Source organism: Terrimonas ginsenosidimutans (assembly GCF_022012415.1).
GTDB lineage: Bacteria > Bacteroidota > Bacteroidia > Chitinophagales > Chitinophagaceae > Terrimonas_A > Terrimonas_A ginsenosidimutans.
Genome location: NZ_JAKLTR010000012.1, coordinates 36,808 through 53,488 on the forward strand (window position 1 = coordinate 36,808; position 16,681 = coordinate 53,488).

The 16,681-nt window shown below is 46.9% G+C and carries 16 protein-coding genes; 7 read left to right on the forward strand and 9 right to left on the reverse strand.

Going from position 1 to position 16,681, the window contains the following annotated elements; all coding sequences use genetic code 11:
- The first annotated feature begins 255 nt into the window (after window positions 1-255).
- From LZZ85_RS17895 to LZZ85_RS17910, 4 genes are all read left to right on the forward strand, one after another.
- On the forward strand, window positions 256-1,899 hold the full coding sequence (locus LZZ85_RS17895) for a tetratricopeptide repeat protein (RefSeq protein ID WP_237874713.1): 1,644 nt from the start codon (window positions 256-258) through the stop codon (window positions 1,897-1,899).
- 306 nt (window positions 1,900-2,205) lie between these two features.
- Window positions 2,206-4,941, forward strand: a complete 2,736-nt coding sequence (locus tag LZZ85_RS17900) for a TonB-dependent receptor (protein ID WP_237874714.1) — start codon at window positions 2,206-2,208, stop codon at window positions 4,939-4,941.
- A 15-nt stretch (window positions 4,942-4,956) separates the two neighbouring features.
- Entirely contained in the window at window positions 4,957-5,991 is a 1,035-nt protein-coding gene (locus tag LZZ85_RS17905; protein WP_237874715.1) for a hypothetical protein, read from the forward strand.
- Between the two features lie 6 nt (window positions 5,992-5,997).
- Window positions 5,998-7,089, forward strand: a complete 1,092-nt coding sequence (locus LZZ85_RS17910) for a phytase (protein WP_237874716.1) — start codon at window positions 5,998-6,000, stop codon at window positions 7,087-7,089.
- A 232-nt stretch (window positions 7,090-7,321) separates the two neighbouring features.
- Here the strand turns inward: LZZ85_RS17910 and LZZ85_RS28680 are convergent, their stop codons facing one another.
- The gene (locus LZZ85_RS28680) at window positions 7,322-7,813 is read right to left on the reverse strand and encodes a YdeI/OmpD-associated family protein (RefSeq protein WP_237874717.1); all 492 of its coding nucleotides are present in this window, start codon (window positions 7,811-7,813) and stop codon (window positions 7,322-7,324) included.
- Window positions 7,814-8,071: 258 nt separating this feature from the next.
- Here LZZ85_RS28680 and LZZ85_RS17920 point away from each other — a divergent pair, with 258 nt between their 5' ends.
- The 3 genes from LZZ85_RS17920 to LZZ85_RS17930 all read left to right on the forward strand — a co-directional run bounded on the left by LZZ85_RS17920 (window position 8,072) and on the right by LZZ85_RS17930 (window position 10,536).
- Complete coding sequence (locus LZZ85_RS17920) at window positions 8,072-8,962, forward strand: helix-turn-helix domain-containing protein (protein ID WP_237874718.1); 891 nt, start codon at window positions 8,072-8,074, stop codon at window positions 8,960-8,962.
- A 178-nt stretch (window positions 8,963-9,140) separates the two neighbouring features.
- On the forward strand, window positions 9,141-9,401 hold the full coding sequence (locus tag LZZ85_RS17925) for an Atu4866 domain-containing protein (protein WP_237874719.1): 261 nt from the start codon (window positions 9,141-9,143) through the stop codon (window positions 9,399-9,401).
- A 1-nt stretch (window position 9,402) separates the two neighbouring features.
- Window positions 9,403-10,536, forward strand: coding sequence for an NADH-dependent flavin oxidoreductase (locus tag LZZ85_RS17930; protein ID WP_237874720.1), 1,134 nt, complete (start codon window positions 9,403-9,405; stop codon window positions 10,534-10,536).
- 67 nt (window positions 10,537-10,603) lie between these two features.
- On the opposite strand, the gene LZZ85_RS17935 is transcribed toward LZZ85_RS17930, so the two are convergent.
- The 8 genes from LZZ85_RS17935 to LZZ85_RS17970 all read right to left on the reverse strand — a co-directional run bounded on the left by LZZ85_RS17935 (window position 10,604) and on the right by LZZ85_RS17970 (window position 16,422).
- Window positions 10,604-10,993, reverse strand: coding sequence for a hypothetical protein (locus LZZ85_RS17935; protein WP_237874721.1), 390 nt, complete (start codon window positions 10,991-10,993; stop codon window positions 10,604-10,606).
- A 166-nt stretch (window positions 10,994-11,159) separates the two neighbouring features.
- Window positions 11,160-12,155, reverse strand: a complete 996-nt coding sequence (locus LZZ85_RS17940; RefSeq protein WP_237874722.1) for an aldo/keto reductase — start codon at window positions 12,153-12,155, stop codon at window positions 11,160-11,162.
- A gap of 80 nt (window positions 12,156-12,235) precedes the next feature.
- Window positions 12,236-13,027, reverse strand: coding sequence for a DJ-1/PfpI/YhbO family deglycase/protease (locus LZZ85_RS17945; protein WP_237874723.1), 792 nt, complete (start codon window positions 13,025-13,027; stop codon window positions 12,236-12,238).
- A gap of 36 nt (window positions 13,028-13,063) precedes the next feature.
- Window positions 13,064-13,810 carry a putative quinol monooxygenase gene (locus LZZ85_RS17950; protein WP_237874724.1) on the reverse strand — a complete coding sequence of 249 codons (747 nt, stop codon included), beginning with the start codon at window positions 13,808-13,810 and terminating at the stop codon, window positions 13,064-13,066.
- Between the two features lie 134 nt (window positions 13,811-13,944).
- A complete protein-coding gene (locus tag LZZ85_RS17955) occupies window positions 13,945-14,754 on the reverse strand; it encodes an alpha/beta fold hydrolase (RefSeq protein WP_237874725.1) in 810 nt (269 codons plus the stop codon).
- 94 nt (window positions 14,755-14,848) lie between these two features.
- Window positions 14,849-15,418: a carboxymuconolactone decarboxylase family protein gene (locus LZZ85_RS17960; RefSeq protein WP_237874726.1), complete on the reverse strand. Its 570-nt coding sequence runs from the start codon at window positions 15,416-15,418 to the stop codon at window positions 14,849-14,851.
- A gap of 211 nt (window positions 15,419-15,629) precedes the next feature.
- Window positions 15,630-16,187: a cupin domain-containing protein gene (locus LZZ85_RS17965; protein ID WP_237874727.1), complete on the reverse strand. Its 558-nt coding sequence runs from the start codon at window positions 16,185-16,187 to the stop codon at window positions 15,630-15,632.
- 10 nt (window positions 16,188-16,197) lie between these two features.
- Window positions 16,198-16,422, reverse strand: a complete 225-nt coding sequence (locus LZZ85_RS17970) for a 2TM domain-containing protein (protein ID WP_237874728.1) — start codon at window positions 16,420-16,422, stop codon at window positions 16,198-16,200.
- Between the last annotated feature and the right edge of the window lie 259 nt (window positions 16,423-16,681).

Below are 16,681 nucleotides of genomic sequence, written 5' to 3' on the forward strand. Positions count from 1 at the left end.
ATTTGGACTGCCTGTGCGGTCGTCGGGTTGAAAAGTTCCGCAGCGGCTTTCATGATATTCAACGATAAATTCAGCGATCAAACAACTGACCTCCCTGCGTTCCCTTCACCATACCTCAGTGGGAAGACCATTCGCGTTCCTTCGCGGCCATTCGCGCCCCATTCGCGTTCCTTCGCGGCCATTCGCGCCCATTCGCGTATGTTAAATTATTATTACCTCCCTCCAATTCCCATTCCGCCCACCCACTTTTGCAAAATGAAAACATTTCCCGCCTGGCCAGGCATCTTCCTTAGCTGGTGCATTTGCCTCATCATGCCATCAGCAGTTGATGCGCAAACAAACTCACTGGCCGTTCCGGTGAGTCAACCTTATCTATCCAGCCTGCATCCAGACTCCGCATTCAACCTCATCAAAGAAAAAATGGCGGCATATATACAGGAGAAAGATGAAGCCGGCCAGGCGCATTGCCTGCAACAAATGGGGCAACTGCTTTTTCACCTCGGCAGCTATACACAGGCCGTCGATCATCTCCTGCAGGCGGATAAGATCCTTCGCCAACAACAGCCCGCATCGCTGGCAGCGAACCTGAACATTCTTGGCACTGTATATTATTATAACCAGCAACCAACTCAGGCACGCTTACAGTTTGATGAAGCGCTGGATATATATAAGAAGCAAAACAATGGATCGGGAATTGCCGAAACCTACGGCCTGATCGGCCATATGTTTGAAAAACAATTGAAATACGATTCCTCTTACCTGTTCCAGCGCACGGCACTTTCCTATGCATTGTCAGCAGGAGACACCGTTGTTACTGCCAAGATCTATGAAAATATCGGCAGCATTTATGAAGACAAGGCCATGTACGATTCCGCTGAATATTATTTCGCCCTCTCCCTGCATGCTTATCAGCACTCCGGGCGTGTGATCGAACAGATCGAAGTGATCAACAATCTTGGTGATGTTTGGAGCAAAAGAGGCAACTATAGTAAAGGAATGGTTTATGCCAGGCAGGCTGCCGCCCTCGCCATTCTCACCGGTGAAAAATACCAGTTACAGAGCGCTTATCGCGATATCGCACAAAACTTTGAAGGCCTCAAACAATATGACAGCGCGTATCATTACCTGGAAAAAAGCCGTCAGCTTGTTCAATCGATCTACAGTTTGGAGAACAGCTACCAGATCGGCGTACTTCAGACATTATATGATACTGAAAAAAAGAATGCACAGATCCTTAGCCTGAATGCAGCCAGAAAAGCCAATAAGGTATTGAGTTGGGCCAGTATCATTGTACTGATCCTGATCGCACTGCTCGCTGCTGTCATTATCAACCATCAAAAGCTCAGGATCCGGAATGAAAAAGCGATCAATCTCACCCGCAGCAAAGTATACGAAACAGAAAAAGGCCTGATGGAGTCCGAATTGAAACGCCAGCAACTGGAAGAAAACTCCTTAAAAGAACAACTTGATCTTAAAAGCCGGCAGCTTTCTTCCCACCTGCTTCATCTGATCCAGAAGAACGAAGTGATGGAAGAGCTCAAACAAGGCCTCGCCACGATCATCCGCGATGATAAACGCGATCAGAAAAAACAGATCCGCCAGTTATTACAGCAGATCAATGTCAGCTTCACACAGGATTCATACTGGGAAGAATTCCGGCTGATCTTCGACAAGGTGCACCCTTCATTTGTAACAAGCCTGCAACAAAAATATGCCGGACTGACTGCCGGGGAAATGCGGCTCATGACTTTGATCAAAATGAACTTAAGCTCCGGAGACATGTCCACTTTATTGGGTGTTACGCCTGACAGCCTGCGTGTGCAGCGCTATCGCCTGAAGAAAAAGCTGAACCTGGGACAGGATGATTCGCTGACTTCTTTTGTGCAGGCAGTTTCTTGATATGATCGCGTGTCAGAGCAAGGCAGAGGACGCAAGTAGACCGCCAGGTTCGCAAAGATCTCCTGGCTCTCTTGCGATACTCCACATCTAAAACGGAGGAAATATTCCGGCAACATTGGCGTAATAATTCCTTAATGTACGTTTCTCCGTTTCCCAATCCGATGATTACCAAACAATAAACCTTGATTGATACATGCTTGTTGCTGCCCTGTATACGGTCCAAACCACCCTGTTGCCTTATTGTTCACGCCCCGGATCAGCATCCCTCCGTTTTCATCTTAACATTTGCTGACGAAAATGTTTTTTATGAAAAAACTGATACTTCTTCTTTCCACCATCGTGCCGGCGCTGATCGGGTTCAGTCAATCGGCTGCCGAAACGGCTTTGCTCAAAGGCACCATTTCCGATGCAGCTAACCGGAGCAAACTCGCCGGAGCATCTGTCAGAATTTCCGGTACCACCAACGGCACGGTCGCCGATCTCAACGGGCAATTCACTTTGTACTGTCCGCCGGGAAACGCCTCTGTTGTTATAAGCTTTCTCGGTTATCGGGATACAACCCTCCAGGTAACCCTCCAACAAAACCAGGTGACCACGCTTTCTGTTTCCCTTTCAAGTGGCGTGGCTCAGTTAGGAAATGTACTGATCACCGGCTTTTTGCAGGGACAAGCCAAAGCACTGACCCAGCAAAAAAATGCTGACAATATCCGCAATATCATCTCCTCTGACCAGATCGGCCGTTTCCCCGATCCCAATGCAGCAGAAGCGCTGCAACGTGTTCCGGGGGTGAACATCGAACGCGACCAGGGAGAGGGACGCTATGTACTGATCCGTGGTCTGGCACCGCAGTTCACCAACATCAATATCAACGGCGAACAGATCCCTTCTCCTGAAGCAGATGTCCGCTTTGTTGCACTGGATGCCATCCCAAGCGATCAGCTCGCTTCTATCGAAGTAAGCAAAACCCTTACACCGGATATGGACGGCGATGCAGTAGGCGGATCCGTAAACCTCATCACGCGGACCGCACAAAACAAGTTCACGCATATCAACGGTTCTCTCGCCGGCGGCTATAATAACCTTACAGGGAAACCCAACGTGCAAGGCCAGCTCCAGTTTGACCAGCGCTTTGGCGCCAGAGAAAAACTTGGGGTCATGATCAATGGGAACTATTATCATAATCATCTCGCCAGCGACAACTGGGAATACGCACCGTCTGATAATGAACTCGAATTGCGCGACTATGAACTGGTAAGAACCAGAACGGGATTAAGCTCAACGATCGACTATAAGTTCAACGATCGCCATGAGATCTATTTCCGTTCTATTTACAGCCGGTTCACTGACCGTGAATGGAGAAGACGATATGTATTCATACCGGAAGATGATGAGATCGAGAAACTGATGAAAGATCGTTTTGAAGCTCAATCCATCGCATCTTTCAACCTTGGAGGCAAACACAACTTCCGCAAGTTCTATTTGAACTATGAAGGCCAGTATTCTCAAGGTCGTCAGAACACGCCTTATGATCACGAAGTAGGTTTTATCGCAGGAATGCCATCCAGCTTTGATGTAACAGGTGGTAAATATCCTGTGCTGAATGCAGCAGGCTTTAATGATAACAGCAATTACGAATTTGATGAAGTGGCTTATGGTCACACATTAGCAAAAGACCGGAACATCACGGCTAAATTCGAGATCGGTATTCCTTATAAAACCGGCCGCAGCAGCGGTACGATCAAATTCGGCGGCAAGACGAGATTCAAAAAGAAAAGCTATACCATCAACAGCGAAGCTTATGGCAGCGATGGCGGCGTACCTGAAGCAAACGGGTTTGATGAAGATCCCATCAAAGACAATGGTACGATCCTCGGAGGCCGTTTCAACATGGGCCGCCCCGTGAACGTTGCGTCTTTCAACCGCTTCTTTAACCAGAATCCCGGTTTGTTTGAACTGGATGTAGAATCAAAATCCATTGACGAGGCGCTCGAGTCATTCCAGGCTGAAGAAAATGTATATGCCGCATTCCTGATGGCAAGACATCAACTTAAAAAAGTATTACTCGTTGGCGGACTTCGTTATGAAAGGACCAATGTAAAATACAATTCAAAAGATGTGGTGATCGATCCTGCCGGTGATCTGCAGGAGATCATTCCAGTAAGCGGATCATCCAACTACGACTTCCTGCTGCCGCAGGTACAGGCACGTTTCGAATTAGGCAAGATGACCAACCTGCGTGCATCTGCCGCCTATTCTTATGCCCGCCCAAACTTCAGCGAGATCATTCCCGCACAGGAGATCAACCGGGAAGACGAAGTAGCAACGATCGGGAATGCCAACCTGAAGCCAACCAAATCACTCAACCTTGACCTGATGCTGGAACATTATTTTGGTAATGTCGGTATCGTATCAGCAGGTATCTTCCATAAAAAACTGGATGATTTTATTTACCGCAGAGTATTGTTCAATTCGCCTTACCCGCTAACAGGTACGCCGATCATTCCTGCCATTGACGTGATACAGGCGCAGAACGGCAATGATGCCAATCTCACGGGTGTAGAACTGGCCTTCCAGCGTAAACTGGATTTCCTCCCGGGCTTCCTGAACAAATTCAGTCTTTATACCAACTACACTTACACACACTCAAAAGCAAACCTGCAAAGCCGAACAGCTGATCCATCCAAGCCGAACGAGATAAAAAGCCTGCGTTTACCGGGTCAGGCTACACACGTTGGCAATATCGCTCTGGCTTTTGAATCAAAGAAGCTGCTTGTACGTCTGGCAGCAAACTTTAACGGAGAATACCTTAGCGAGATCGGGGGAGAGCCGGCAGAAGATCTTTATGTAAAAAGCAGGATGCAACTGGATCTCAGCGCAAGCTATGTGATCAACCCACGCTTCCGCTTGTTTGCCGAAGGCCTTAACCTCACCAATCAACCGTTTGAAAGCTACATGGGTAGCAAAAACGTGATCAGTCAGCGTGAATTCTATTCATGGTGGATGCGCTTCGGTCTGAAATTCGATCTGCACGCAAAAAAATAATTTAAACGAACTTTTATGAAATCAATTCAATTGTTGCTATGCGGCCTGCTGCTCCTTTCAGCATGGAGCTGCGATAAAAAAAATGACGACCTGGTTATGCCCAATACGGGTGATAACTTTCCCCAGGTGATCCGCTTTGATGATGAAGGTGACGGGGACCTGGAAGATGCCGACGAATTCAGTTTTAAACTGGTGCTGAATGATCGCTCTGATGCATCCGGCGAAAATCCCGGCGGCAAGATCACTCCATTAAAAGAAGATGTCACCGTTCTTTTTGAAGTGAAAGAAAAAGAAGGATTTAACAACCTGGCCAGTTACATCAAAGGCGTAAAAGCTTTCTACGAGATCGATGATTGCACAACCTCTGAAGACCAGGGAATCGACCTCGATGTAATATTTGACGCGGCGACTGGAAAAGGCTCAGTCAGTTTTCCCAAAGATGTGGAAGAGGTCGAAGTGGTTTTTGAAACAGATGAAGACTTCTTTAATGATAATGTCCTGAACAAAGACGAACGCAGCATTACCATGATCGTAACAGCTGTGCAAACTTCAGGCGCAGAAAAAGTAACGTTCAACAATGCGCTCGAATTCAAATATGAAGTATTGGATGACGAAGGCGTACATGGCGATTGGGAACTCGATCATGAAGATGCCACTGAGTTTGCCCGCTTCAAAGCATTGTTCGGAAAAGTGAATGAAGATATCGCGGGACTTGACGCAGATGATGTAGACAAGATCGAGATCAGCATAGAATACAATGAGGTGAAGGTTGTGGTTGAATTAAAAGAAATGGAGGAGATTGACGAATGCGATGGTCCCGAGATGGTCAACAAAGTGATCGAACTGGAAGCTGACCTCGAAGATCTTTCCACGCTGACAGATGAAGGTGAGATCGAATTTGTCGGCGAAGTAGAGCAACCAGATGGCAGTATCAAAGAATTTGTCTACAAGGGCGAATTCAAGATCACGTCTGCCGGAATTGAACTGGTGCTGAAAGGTGAGTATGATGATGAAGAAACAGATAAAATTACTTTACTGCTAAAAAAATAATATACAATGAATCTGCCCGCATATAAAATTACAACACTTGCGTTCCTGGCTTCAGTGCTTGTCGCCTGTCAGGATACGGAGAACAAACCAACTGAAACAACACCGGAGCAACCGGCCGTTCTTCAACCCGTGGTCATCACTGATACTGTACCCAATGACACGGACGACCCTGCTGTATGGATCAATCACGCAAACCCCGCCGAAAGCCTGATCATCGGCACTGATAAAGACTCCAGTGGCGGATTGTATGTATTCGACCTGAAAGGAAAGATGGATACGGTAAGATCCGTGCGCGGACTCGGTCGCCCGAACAATGTCGACATTGAATACGGTTTGATCCTGAACGGTAAACCTGTTGACATCGCCGTTACTACCGAACGTTTCACCCACAAGCTTCGTATCTACAGTTTGCCGGACATGAAGCCGGTTGACAATGGCGGCATCCCCGTATTCGAAGGAGAAAAACAACCGGAATTCCGGGACCTGATGGGCATCTCCCTATACAAGGATCCCGCAGGAAATATCTATGCCATTGCAGGCCGTAAAACCGGTCCGACGGACAATACTTATTTATGGCAATACCTGCTGAAAGATGATGGCAAAGGAAATGTAAAAGCTGAGCTTGCGCGCAAGTTTGGTAAATACAGTGGCAAGAAAGAGATCGAAGCCATCGCCGTGGATGACAAGCTCGGTTATATCTATTATTCGGACGAACAGGTTGGCGTACGAAAGTATTATGCAGATCCGGCAAAAGGAAATCAAGAACTCGCTTTATTTGCAGATACAGGTTTTGCGGGAGATCATGAAGGCATTTCTATCTATAGCACTTCAGATTCAACCGGGTTTATCATTGTATCAGACCAACAGGCAGATCAGTTCAAAATATTTGCACGTGAGGGTACAGCAGGTGCTCCGCATCAGCACACCTTGCTTCGTACGGTAAAAGTTGCCGCGCATGAAAGTGACGGCAGTGAATCTGTATCTGTACCGTTAGGCCCCGATTTCCCAAAAGGAATATTTGTAGCAATGAGCGATGAACGGACATTTCACTATTATAAACCAGAGCAACTCCTGGGAGATTCGTTGTTAAAGAAGTAAGAGAATTAGTTTATTAAATTGAACGTCCTGCATTACAGCGGGACGTTTGTTTTTTGGAGTAGGAGTATCGCAAAGGGCGCAAAGAGCCGCAACGGGCGCAAAGAGATCAGTCTGTGGCTCAGAATTTCTTAGCGCTCTCTGCGGTTCTCTGCGCCCTTTGCGATACTCCTACGCCATGCTACCCTTAAGTTAACGGACAAGCTTACTCATGTGCACCAGGGTGTAGAAGGGGTTAATTTCCTTGAGGCCTATCACGACCAATAAACCGCTCTTTCCCCAGCAAAAACGCTATCGCCCGCGCAACGTTCCTTTCCACACTTTCGGGTGTCTTTAAATGATCGATGTAGCGGATGATCTCGTGCTGCAATGAAGGTCGCAAGCCATCAAAAACTCTCCTTGCCCCGGGATCATCCTTTAACGCCTTTGCCAGGCTGGGATGAGGCTGAATGCTCCTGTCTGCCTTGTCAACTGCGATTGAAACTTTGATCTTTTCGCCGATGTGCTCCGGTGAATTCTTCAGCATGGTGGTGTTGATGTATAACCGCCACTCACCTCTGTATCTTACGAGCGTTTGCTTATAGGGAACATTATTGATAGTTCCGGATACAGGAATGGGTCCCTTCTCCTTTCCGGCGGCCTTGAAGATCGATGCCAGTACAGCCGGAGGGATAAAGACAAAAGGATTTATCCCAATGATGTGTAATTCAGCAGTAAACTTCTTCACGGCTAATTAGTTTAAGCCGAATATACAATTAGTATTGCATCCTCTTTTCAGTTCGCCATTCCCCACCATTGCTAGGGTCATGCCTGTTCTCCGGGCTACGCCGGGTCATTTGCTTAAACCCATCGGGATCAGTCCCTATCTGTAAGAAGCTCCCGCTCATGTTTCATTTTCGTAGAAAAATGTTTGATCTGCGCAGTTTTTCCAGCTTTATATGTTTGACATTTGCCTGTATATTATCCTAAATCTCTCCATTCAGCCATGAGTACAGCATTGCAAGATCATAAACAACACGTTTGGATGCCTGACTATCTGCAAAGAGAAATGGGGCAATTCAATGTATTTCCTATTTCCAGCACGCCTGCCGATCGTGTAAATTGTCAACCTTATAACCGCAAAGGATTTTATAAGATCAGCCTGCTCAACGGAGGCACCCGGTTATTCTATGCAGACAAGACACTCGAATTTCCCGAGAGCGCGCTTTTGTTCTCCAATCCGTATATCCCCTATTCCTGGGAACATATCGGGGAAGACCGGCAAACAGGCTTCTACTGCATATTTACCGAGGCATTCTTCCAGGAGCGGCAGCATGTCAAAGACTATCCGGTCTTCAAACCGGGAAACAACTGTCTGTTTGAGCTGACCTCTAACCAGGTGGCGGATATTACCCAAACCTTTGAACGCATGCTGGCCGAGATCGATACGGACTTCGCTTATAAGTATGATATCCTCCGTAACCTTACCCTGGATCTTGTTTATAAAGCATTGAAGATGCAGCCCGCAGAAAGCAGGCCTGCGGAATCTAACGGGCCGCTGCGCATTGCCTCTCTTTTTACTGAATTACTCGAGCGCCAGTTTCCGATCGAATCGCCACAGCAGCGCATACGGCTCCGCTTTCCCGCGGAATATGCGGAACATTTGTCGGTGCATATCAATCACCTGAACCGGTGCTTAAAAAAAGTGACCGGCAAAACTACTTCAGAACTGATCGCTGCGAGGATAATGCAGGAAGCCCGCATCTTATTGCAACATACCGACTGGAATATCTCTGAGATCAGTTGGTGCCTTGGCTTCGAAGAATTGCCGCATTTTATCAATTTCTTCAAGAAGAATGAATCCCATACACCAAGGCATTTCAGAAGTCTCCATTAACTGATCCTCTGCACTGTTTTTTTAGATGAAGGGACAGATCTGTCCCTTTTCCTGTTTCATCCACTTCTCCATTTCTCCAAATCTCTTTCGTGTTTGTTTTTTGCAATTTTCGGTTTGGCATTCGCATCAACGATGGCTGTGATCCGCAATAGCTTTGTTCTATCAAAAACAAATGATCATGGCAAATCAAAATTATGTTGGAATGTGGGTCACCGTCGACGGTTATATCCGGCAGGAGCTATTACCAAATGGACGGTATGATGAGGCCCGTGGAAACAAGCCACACGCTTACCAGGGACGATATGAGATCACTGGTGACTCTATCTATTACTGGGATGATACCGGGTTCGAAGCTGATGGCAGATTCACAGCTGCCGACATACTGCATCATGGCGGTTATATCTTCTACAGAGAAAAAAACACAAACAAAAAAGTATAAAATGAAACACTACAGCAAACTGCTCAACCCCTTGAAATTAAAACAAGGTATCGAGTTGAAAAACCGGATCGTCATGGCCCCCATGACGACCTGGGCGGGCAACGAGGACTTTACCGTCTCCGACGAAGAAATAGCATGGTATAAGGAACGGGTGAACGGAGTGGGAATGGTTATTACGGGTTGCACTCATGTCAGGCCTGAAGGCATTGGCTTCACGCATGAATTCGCGGCATTTGATGACAGGTTTGTACCAGGTCTCGCAAAGCTGGCAACCGTTGCAAAAAGCGGCGGGGCACCAGCTATCTTGCAGATCTTTCATGCGGGACATAAGGCAATTCCGGGCCTTATCCCCGGAGGAGACGTGGTTAGTTCCAGTGCCGTCCGGTCAGAGATCACACCCTTTAGTGCTCCAGACCTGATCACACCGCGCGCATTGGAAGAAGCGGAGATCCTGGATATCATCAAAGCATTCGGCGCTGCAACATTAAGGGCGATCAAAGCAGGCTTCGATGGTGTGGAGATACACGGAGCACACGGCTTCCTTAATCAAAACTTCCTCTCGCCCATGATCAACCAGCGTAGCGATCAATGGGGCGGCTCAATAGAGAATAGGCTGCGCTTCTCCACTGAAGTAGTTCGCGAAGTAAGGCGCGTGATCGCTGAATATGCGGACCGTCCATTTGTATTGGGCTTCCGGATCTCACCGGAAGAATCGGCAAAGAACGGCTTGCGGTTGCAGGATACTTTTGCACTGATCGACCGCCTGATCCAACAGCAGGTGGACTACCTTCATTTTTCCTTATTTAATGTGCTGGCACAGAAACCACTTGAAAGCGAAACAAATAAAACTATCGCACAGGTGCTGACATCTTACATCGATGATCGCATTCCCGTGATCGCAGCCGGACAATTGACCACTCCTTCCGAAGCTGACCAGGCGCTCCAGGCAGGGCTTGACATGGTTGCGATCGGAAGGGGAATGGTCATTCATCCACAATGGGCGCTATGGGCAAATGACGGAGAAGAAAAAGAGATCACCATGATCCTGGAAACTCATTTGTCTTCTGAAAAGAAGATCCCGGTGAACATGATGGGAATTGTGCGAAGTGCAAAAGGATGGATCGCGACGGCATAAATTAAAAGCCTCTGATTTCGTATCAGAGGCTTTCATTATTCGTCTGCAGCGGGAATACTACAATTACCTATTCTATATTCGTCACAGTGATATGCTCCAGGTTAGCGTCATCTTTCCAGGACGGTCCGGCAACAGTGATCTTTTCGCCTTCTTTGTATCGTTTGAACTGCCCGCCGCTTTTTTGCAGGTTGATAATGCTGATGGTCGCCACAAATTCTTTTCCCGTTGAATCTTTCAGCGTGGCCATGTATCCGTCTTTGCCATTTTCAATCTTCGAGATCACTCCTGTTACTTTCAACGTGTCTGATTTTGACTGCGCCGAAGTAGTATCCTGCTGGAGCGTTTGCTCTGCTTTGATAGTATCTTCATTAACGGCAGATTCGGGATTGGACGAAGACTCACAACTTGTCATTACTGATGCAAAAACAGCTAAACCAAGGATCTTTACTTTGTTCATTTTAATGTATTCAATTGATAAAAAAGTTAATTACTTACCTAAAAATGATGCCAGCCTTTCAGTTAATACATAAAGATCTTTCCGGCGCTGTTTACTTTTAACATTCTAAAGGAATTGCCTGTAATGAAACCTTCAACCCGACTGTCATACAATAATTGTTCGTAATTTATTCATCACGATAAACATTTTCTATCGCGGCGTTGATCAAATCCAACTCTTCCCCGGTGAGAGTCAGATCCGCTGCCCGGGCATTGCTGATTGCCTGCTCCCTGGTGCGGGCACCGGCAAGCACCACTGAAATACCGGGCTGAACAGTTGTCCATTTAAGAACAAGCTGGCCTAATGTTGCTCCTTTATCTCTCGCGATGGGTTCAATTTTATCCAGCAGTATCCTTACTTTGTTCAGATCAAATTGTCCAAAATAATTATTCCGGTGATCGGTAGCGGCAAGCACATCGCCATGAAAAAATTTACCGGTCAATAAGCCTCGCTCAAGCGGGCTGTAAGCAATGATGCCGATATTATTGTCAATAGCCGCAGGCACCACCGAGTCTTCGATCCTTCTATTTAACATACTGTACGGAACCTGGTTAGCTGCAAGTTTGACATATTGATTTGCCTTCAGCATTTGCGCGGCGTCAAAATTGCTGACTCCCGCTGCCAGAATTTTGCCCTGATCGATCAGGCGCTGCAACGCCTCCATTGTCTCTTCGATAGGCGTTGTCGTGTCAGGCCAGTGAAGCTGCAAAAGGTCAAGATAATCCGTTTGAAGACGCTTCAGGCTTTCTTCCGCCTCTTTGATCACATTAGCAGCCGATGCATACTTATATAACGGATAGAACTTTCCTTCATTCTCCTGGTTCCACATAAAATCACCACGGCCATTATTACTTCCATCCCATACCATTCCAAATTTAGTCAGCAGCTGGATCTTTGACCTGTCCCGGCCTTTGATCGTTTCTCCGATCATTTCTTCACTTAATCCCAGGCCATAAAACGGGGCTGTATCAATGGTTGTTATTCCATTATCCAGCGAAGCTCTGATAGCATCCTGTGCTTCGGACTTTTCAGTGCCTCCCCACATTGTGCCACCGATCGCAAAGCTTCCGTAGGTGATCACTGATAAATGAAGATCAGTGGCTCCTAATTTTTTGTATTCCATCACTCTTGTTTTTTATCCCGGACCGGGAGAAGAGTTGTTCATTTCAATGCCATGCAAACAACTCTTCCTGATCCATTCCTTTATTTTTTTACCAGCCAGCTTTCCACCGCTCTTGAAAAATCCGCCACATCAATTGGATGCCTGCTGGTGATCAGGTTACCATCTGTTACAACTGGCTGTTCCAGTACAGTCCCGCCGGCATTTTTCAGATCAACCTGGATATTCCAGTAACCGGTCAATTTCTTTCCTTTCAAAATATCTGCCGATGCAAGCACTACCGGAGCATGACAGATCGCAGCGATCAGCTTCCCCGACTTATTGAATTCCTGGATAAACCTGATCACATCTTTATCATAACGAAGATTATCCGGGTTCCAAGCACCACCTGGTATAAATACCGCATCATAATCTTTTACGCTGATCTGATCGGCTGTGCGATCAAATTTGATCCAACCAACCGGTTGCAAATATTGAATGGCCATGATATGCGTCTTTGACATTTCAGGATGGCTCAAACCATATCTCTCAGGAGCCGGATTGAATTTCGGCGCTATGATATCCACCGTGGCACCCAGTTGTTTAAAATACCACACCGGTCCTGTTAGTTCAATCTCTTCAAAACCATCTGCTGCGATCACTGCGATCTTCTTACCCTGTAATGTTTTTGTTTTAACCGGCGTAAAGAAGAAAGATTTCAGGGCTTCATTACCCGGAGCGTTCAATAATTTCGAGACAGGCATATTCACGACCGCTGTAGAAGTGGCCAGTTGATTCATTACTTCCAGCTCATGGGATGTATCCTGCGCATTTACTTTACTTACAGCAGCCGCAAAAAAAAGAGCTGCTATAGCGAATGAAGAAAACTTTTTCATTGTTTGATGTTTAATTGTTCTTGATATAAAATTTTACTACTGACGTGTAAGCGGAGAAAATTCAATCAAGCGGTGAAGACCTGATTGGAAAGGTTGCTTCTTGATACTTGTATTCAGGTAATCGATCACCGGCTGTATCGGCGGAAAGTTCAGGTGATACTGAAAAGCCTCTTCACCCCTGAATTTTTCGTAAGTCACAAATTGCGTACTGTCTTCTTCCAGTTGCGAAAGCTGGTAGTTGACCACACCAGGTTCGCTTCGGAAAGGCGGCATTGCTTTATGATATACCTCTTTAAAAAGATTCGCTGTCCCGGGTTTGGCATCCACAAACAACATAATGGTGATCGGCTTATCTTCTTTCCGCGCAACCTTGCGCCATTGTTGCCTGGATAAAGGTTCAAGGTCTTTTACATAGATCGCTCTCGCCGGTTGCTTCAACGAACTGGCCGATAAAGACTCAATGGCCTTGAACGAACGATCTTTTCCCGCTTTCTCAAACGCTTCCCGGCTGCTCCATCTTTCGATCAGCCACAGCACCGCAGTATCCGATTCTTCATGATACCCTTCAGATAAAATGTTTGCCGGATTTTTTAATGACTGCTCTACATAAAGACTGATCGCTTTGCGAAAGTCACCGAGCGTTTCAGTTTTCACTTCATACCGGGTAAGGCGTGCCACCTGCTGAGCAGTCGCCCGTACCTGAATCACGGAAAGAAATATAACAGTCACTATGGTGAGTATCGTTTTAACATTCCGTCCGGAAAAAATTATTGAACGTTTCATCGCTATGCATTTATTTTTTACTTCAATCATACGTGTGATGCAATTTCCTGTTGTTGCTGATACAAATCTACCGCTGTCAGCTGCCGCCGTACAAGGTCAGAGATCACAAAAAAAGTGTGACGCAGATCACACCATTATTTTTTGATCTTCAGCAACAATGATGACACTTCATGTGGCTTTGATAAAAAAGGGGAATGGGATGTGTTAACGCTTTCAACTGTCTGGATCCCCGCAGCAGCGATCATACGATCCTGCAGTGCCGGAGAGATCACGACATCCTGCATTGTCTTGATATACACTTTCTCTACGGAACCGAAGTTTTCTTTTGTCACCTTAACCTTATTGGTGAAAGGAATAGCAGGTTCGGCCCTGTAATGATCAATCACGCGTTGCTTTTCCACATCAGTTCCATCGTTGATGAACAGCCAGCTCAGGCTGTCGCGCTTTACATCAAGCATCAGCCGGTCTGCCGACGGGACCAGCAACGGCCCTAACCTGGAATCGGCATCCGATGAAGCCAGGTCGGTAAGCGCTTCTCCCGATGCGGGGAGGAATGCTCCGATATATACCAGTTTACTGATCTTCGCAGGGATCTTCTCCACCACGCTGGTGATCACCATGCCGCCCATGCTATGTCCGACAAGGATCACACTGCTGTCGGCACTGGAGATTGCATCGATCACCTCGTCCCTGTACACATCGAGACTCAACAGATGCGGAGGCGTTGTATCAGAACCATGCCCGGGAAGCTCCACTACTATGACCTTATTCCCATCAGCAGAAAGATGAGCCTTCACAGAATCCCATACATAAGGTGCCTGCCATGCGCCATGTACCAGTACATAAGTTTGTTGAACAGTCGGAGGTTCGTCTTCTTCATTGTTACATCCGCCTGCAGTGGAAAGGACTGCTGCTGCGAGCAGCGATAGGATCGTCGTTCTCATTTTTTGATTTTTTTGTTTAAACATGAATTGATTAGTTCATTTCGCTGAACGATAATATTGGTAGCGGTAACTACGTCAGATAATAGCGATACCGTCAAACGTTATTACCCGGCGCAGGCATATCAAATCCGTTTAAGATCACTGCAAGAAGTCCGTAGCCTCCGATCAGGAAGAAAAGTTCGGCTACACCATCTTTACCAAGAAGCTTAACAGCCCGGGCATACGTTGTGTCCGGAAGAACATTCCCTTTCGTCAGCACCTGTGTAACGATATAAGCAATATTTTCCTGGTCATTCAGATCATGTGGTTGTATGCCTGCGGCAAGTGACGCGATCGTGTCGTTCGGTATACCAAATGCAGCCCCCATGATCTGATGGGCATATAACTCGAAGCGTGCGCCGTAAGCGGCGGCAACAGTCAGGATCGCCACTTCCCTTACACGCTTATCGAGTATTGCATGAGCGTCCAGTGCGCGCATCAAACTCAATGCAGGTACGCCAAATGCGGGATAGTGTAACATCGCAGGAAACGGCCCGAGTAATGCGCCGGTCTCATCCTGCATCTTCACCGGGCTCTGACTCCGGCGGGTAAGGTTGGCGATCTCGTCATGGACATAGCGGGTTGCCTCCGGTAGTTGCTCCGGTGGTATAGGAGTGATACGCATATTTTGAAATTGAACGTTAAGGATTTTTTTAGCTGCCGCCGTGCATGTCTTACGTTAGCGATCAACTTTAGATCTGAACGGCCTAGGAGTAACGCAGCGAACGCAACGATACGCGGCGAGCGCAACGAAATATAATATCTTCCACGGCTGCTTCGCCGCGTCCGCCGCGTGTACCGTTGTGTTCGCTGCGTTACTAATACGCCATGCCGGTTTATTCAGCTGCACCATCAATCAGTATAAAAACCATCCGGCAGATCTTCCCGGAGCGGTTGGCCCATGCATGATTGGTACCGTTCTGAATCACGATATCCCCTGCACTTAAGGTAGTTTCATCCTTATCCAATACTAATGTGATCTCTCCTTCCAGAACGATCCCATAATCGACCGTCTTGGTCTTATGCATCAACGGATGAGGAGCTGAACTGCTGGATGTTGAAGCCTCTGCCTCTCCCATTGATCTGAATTTTGCAACAGCATCGGCCACCGTAAGTTTTCTGATCTCCTCTCCTTCCGGAGGAAACTCGATCATCCTTAAACGTGTTCCGTTCCCGGGCGGGGGAAGCATCAACCCTTCTTCATCGCGATCGCCCGGTTGCGCCATGATCAGTGCAGGCGTTTCGTTCGTATGCCAGATCTCAAAAAAAGTGGGGCCTCCCGGGCCGCCGACCAATTGCGTGTGCACCGGCGGCGCATCAGATACGATGACTGCATTGCCCTTATCATCATGTCCTGTCACAATACGCCTGAATGTTTTCTGTTGCTGACTCATAAGATATAGTTTAATGGTTACTGCGTTTTCTGAAAACATATACACCGAGGTAATGGAAGAGTACTCCTATACCCCATGCAAGCGTTGACCAAAGCGGCCATGGATAGGTTCTGTCAGTGAAGTACCAAACCAGCCAGCTGACCGGAGTAGCGAGAACAAAAACAATTAAATGGATCCTGAAACCTTTCTTCGGATCGATCGGCGAGGGTGTACCCCAGGGAGATTGATGTGTCATAACAGTTGGTTTCCTACAATATGGCTATATGCATGCCAGCAGAACCTGTTACCGGTGCCAATGGAATCGCATCTTCCAATCAACTGAAATGCAGGCGTCTAAGAAATAAACACTGATTGAAACTTTACGTATTCAATAACACCCGGTCCATAATATCGGAGATTTTAGCGACGAACTCCAATGTTTCGGAGTTTTTTGGACCAGGCATTTCTTTCTGGAATCTCTCTTAAATTTATCAGGCCAAAGGATCAGCCGACTG

What these genes read in the sequence shown, in the direction of transcription:
- LZZ85_RS17965 (WP_237874727.1), bottom strand. Translation starts at nt 16,187, where the DNA reads ATGAGTCAGCAACAGAAAACATTCAGGCGTATTGTGACAGGACATGAT.
- LZZ85_RS17960 (WP_237874726.1), bottom strand. Translation starts at nt 15,418, where the DNA reads ATGCGTATCACTCCTATACCACCGGAGCAACTACCGGAGGCAACCCGC.
- LZZ85_RS17895 (WP_237874713.1), top strand. Translation starts at nt 256, where the DNA reads ATGAAAACATTTCCCGCCTGGCCAGGCATCTTCCTTAGCTGGTGCATT.
- LZZ85_RS17900 (WP_237874714.1), top strand. Translation starts at nt 2,206, where the DNA reads ATGAAAAAACTGATACTTCTTCTTTCCACCATCGTGCCGGCGCTGATC.
- LZZ85_RS17905 (WP_237874715.1), top strand. Translation starts at nt 4,957, where the DNA reads ATGAAATCAATTCAATTGTTGCTATGCGGCCTGCTGCTCCTTTCAGCA.
- LZZ85_RS17970 (WP_237874728.1), bottom strand. Translation starts at nt 16,422, where the DNA reads ATGACACATCAATCTCCCTGGGGTACACCCTCGCCGATCGATCCGAAG.
- LZZ85_RS17910 (WP_237874716.1), top strand. Translation starts at nt 5,998, where the DNA reads ATGAATCTGCCCGCATATAAAATTACAACACTTGCGTTCCTGGCTTCA.
- LZZ85_RS17955 (WP_237874725.1), bottom strand. Translation starts at nt 14,754, where the DNA reads ATGAGAACGACGATCCTATCGCTGCTCGCAGCAGCAGTCCTTTCCACT.
- LZZ85_RS17920 (WP_237874718.1), top strand. Translation starts at nt 8,072, where the DNA reads ATGAGTACAGCATTGCAAGATCATAAACAACACGTTTGGATGCCTGAC.
- LZZ85_RS17950 (WP_237874724.1), bottom strand. Translation starts at nt 13,810, where the DNA reads ATGAAACGTTCAATAATTTTTTCCGGACGGAATGTTAAAACGATACTC.
- LZZ85_RS17940 (WP_237874722.1), bottom strand. Translation starts at nt 12,155, where the DNA reads ATGGAATACAAAAAATTAGGAGCCACTGATCTTCATTTATCAGTGATC.
- LZZ85_RS17925 (WP_237874719.1), top strand. Translation starts at nt 9,141, where the DNA reads ATGGCAAATCAAAATTATGTTGGAATGTGGGTCACCGTCGACGGTTAT.
- LZZ85_RS17930 (WP_237874720.1), top strand. Translation starts at nt 9,403, where the DNA reads ATGAAACACTACAGCAAACTGCTCAACCCCTTGAAATTAAAACAAGGT.
- LZZ85_RS17935 (WP_237874721.1), bottom strand. Translation starts at nt 10,993, where the DNA reads ATGAACAAAGTAAAGATCCTTGGTTTAGCTGTTTTTGCATCAGTAATG.
- LZZ85_RS17945 (WP_237874723.1), bottom strand. Translation starts at nt 13,027, where the DNA reads ATGAAAAAGTTTTCTTCATTCGCTATAGCAGCTCTTTTTTTTGCGGCT.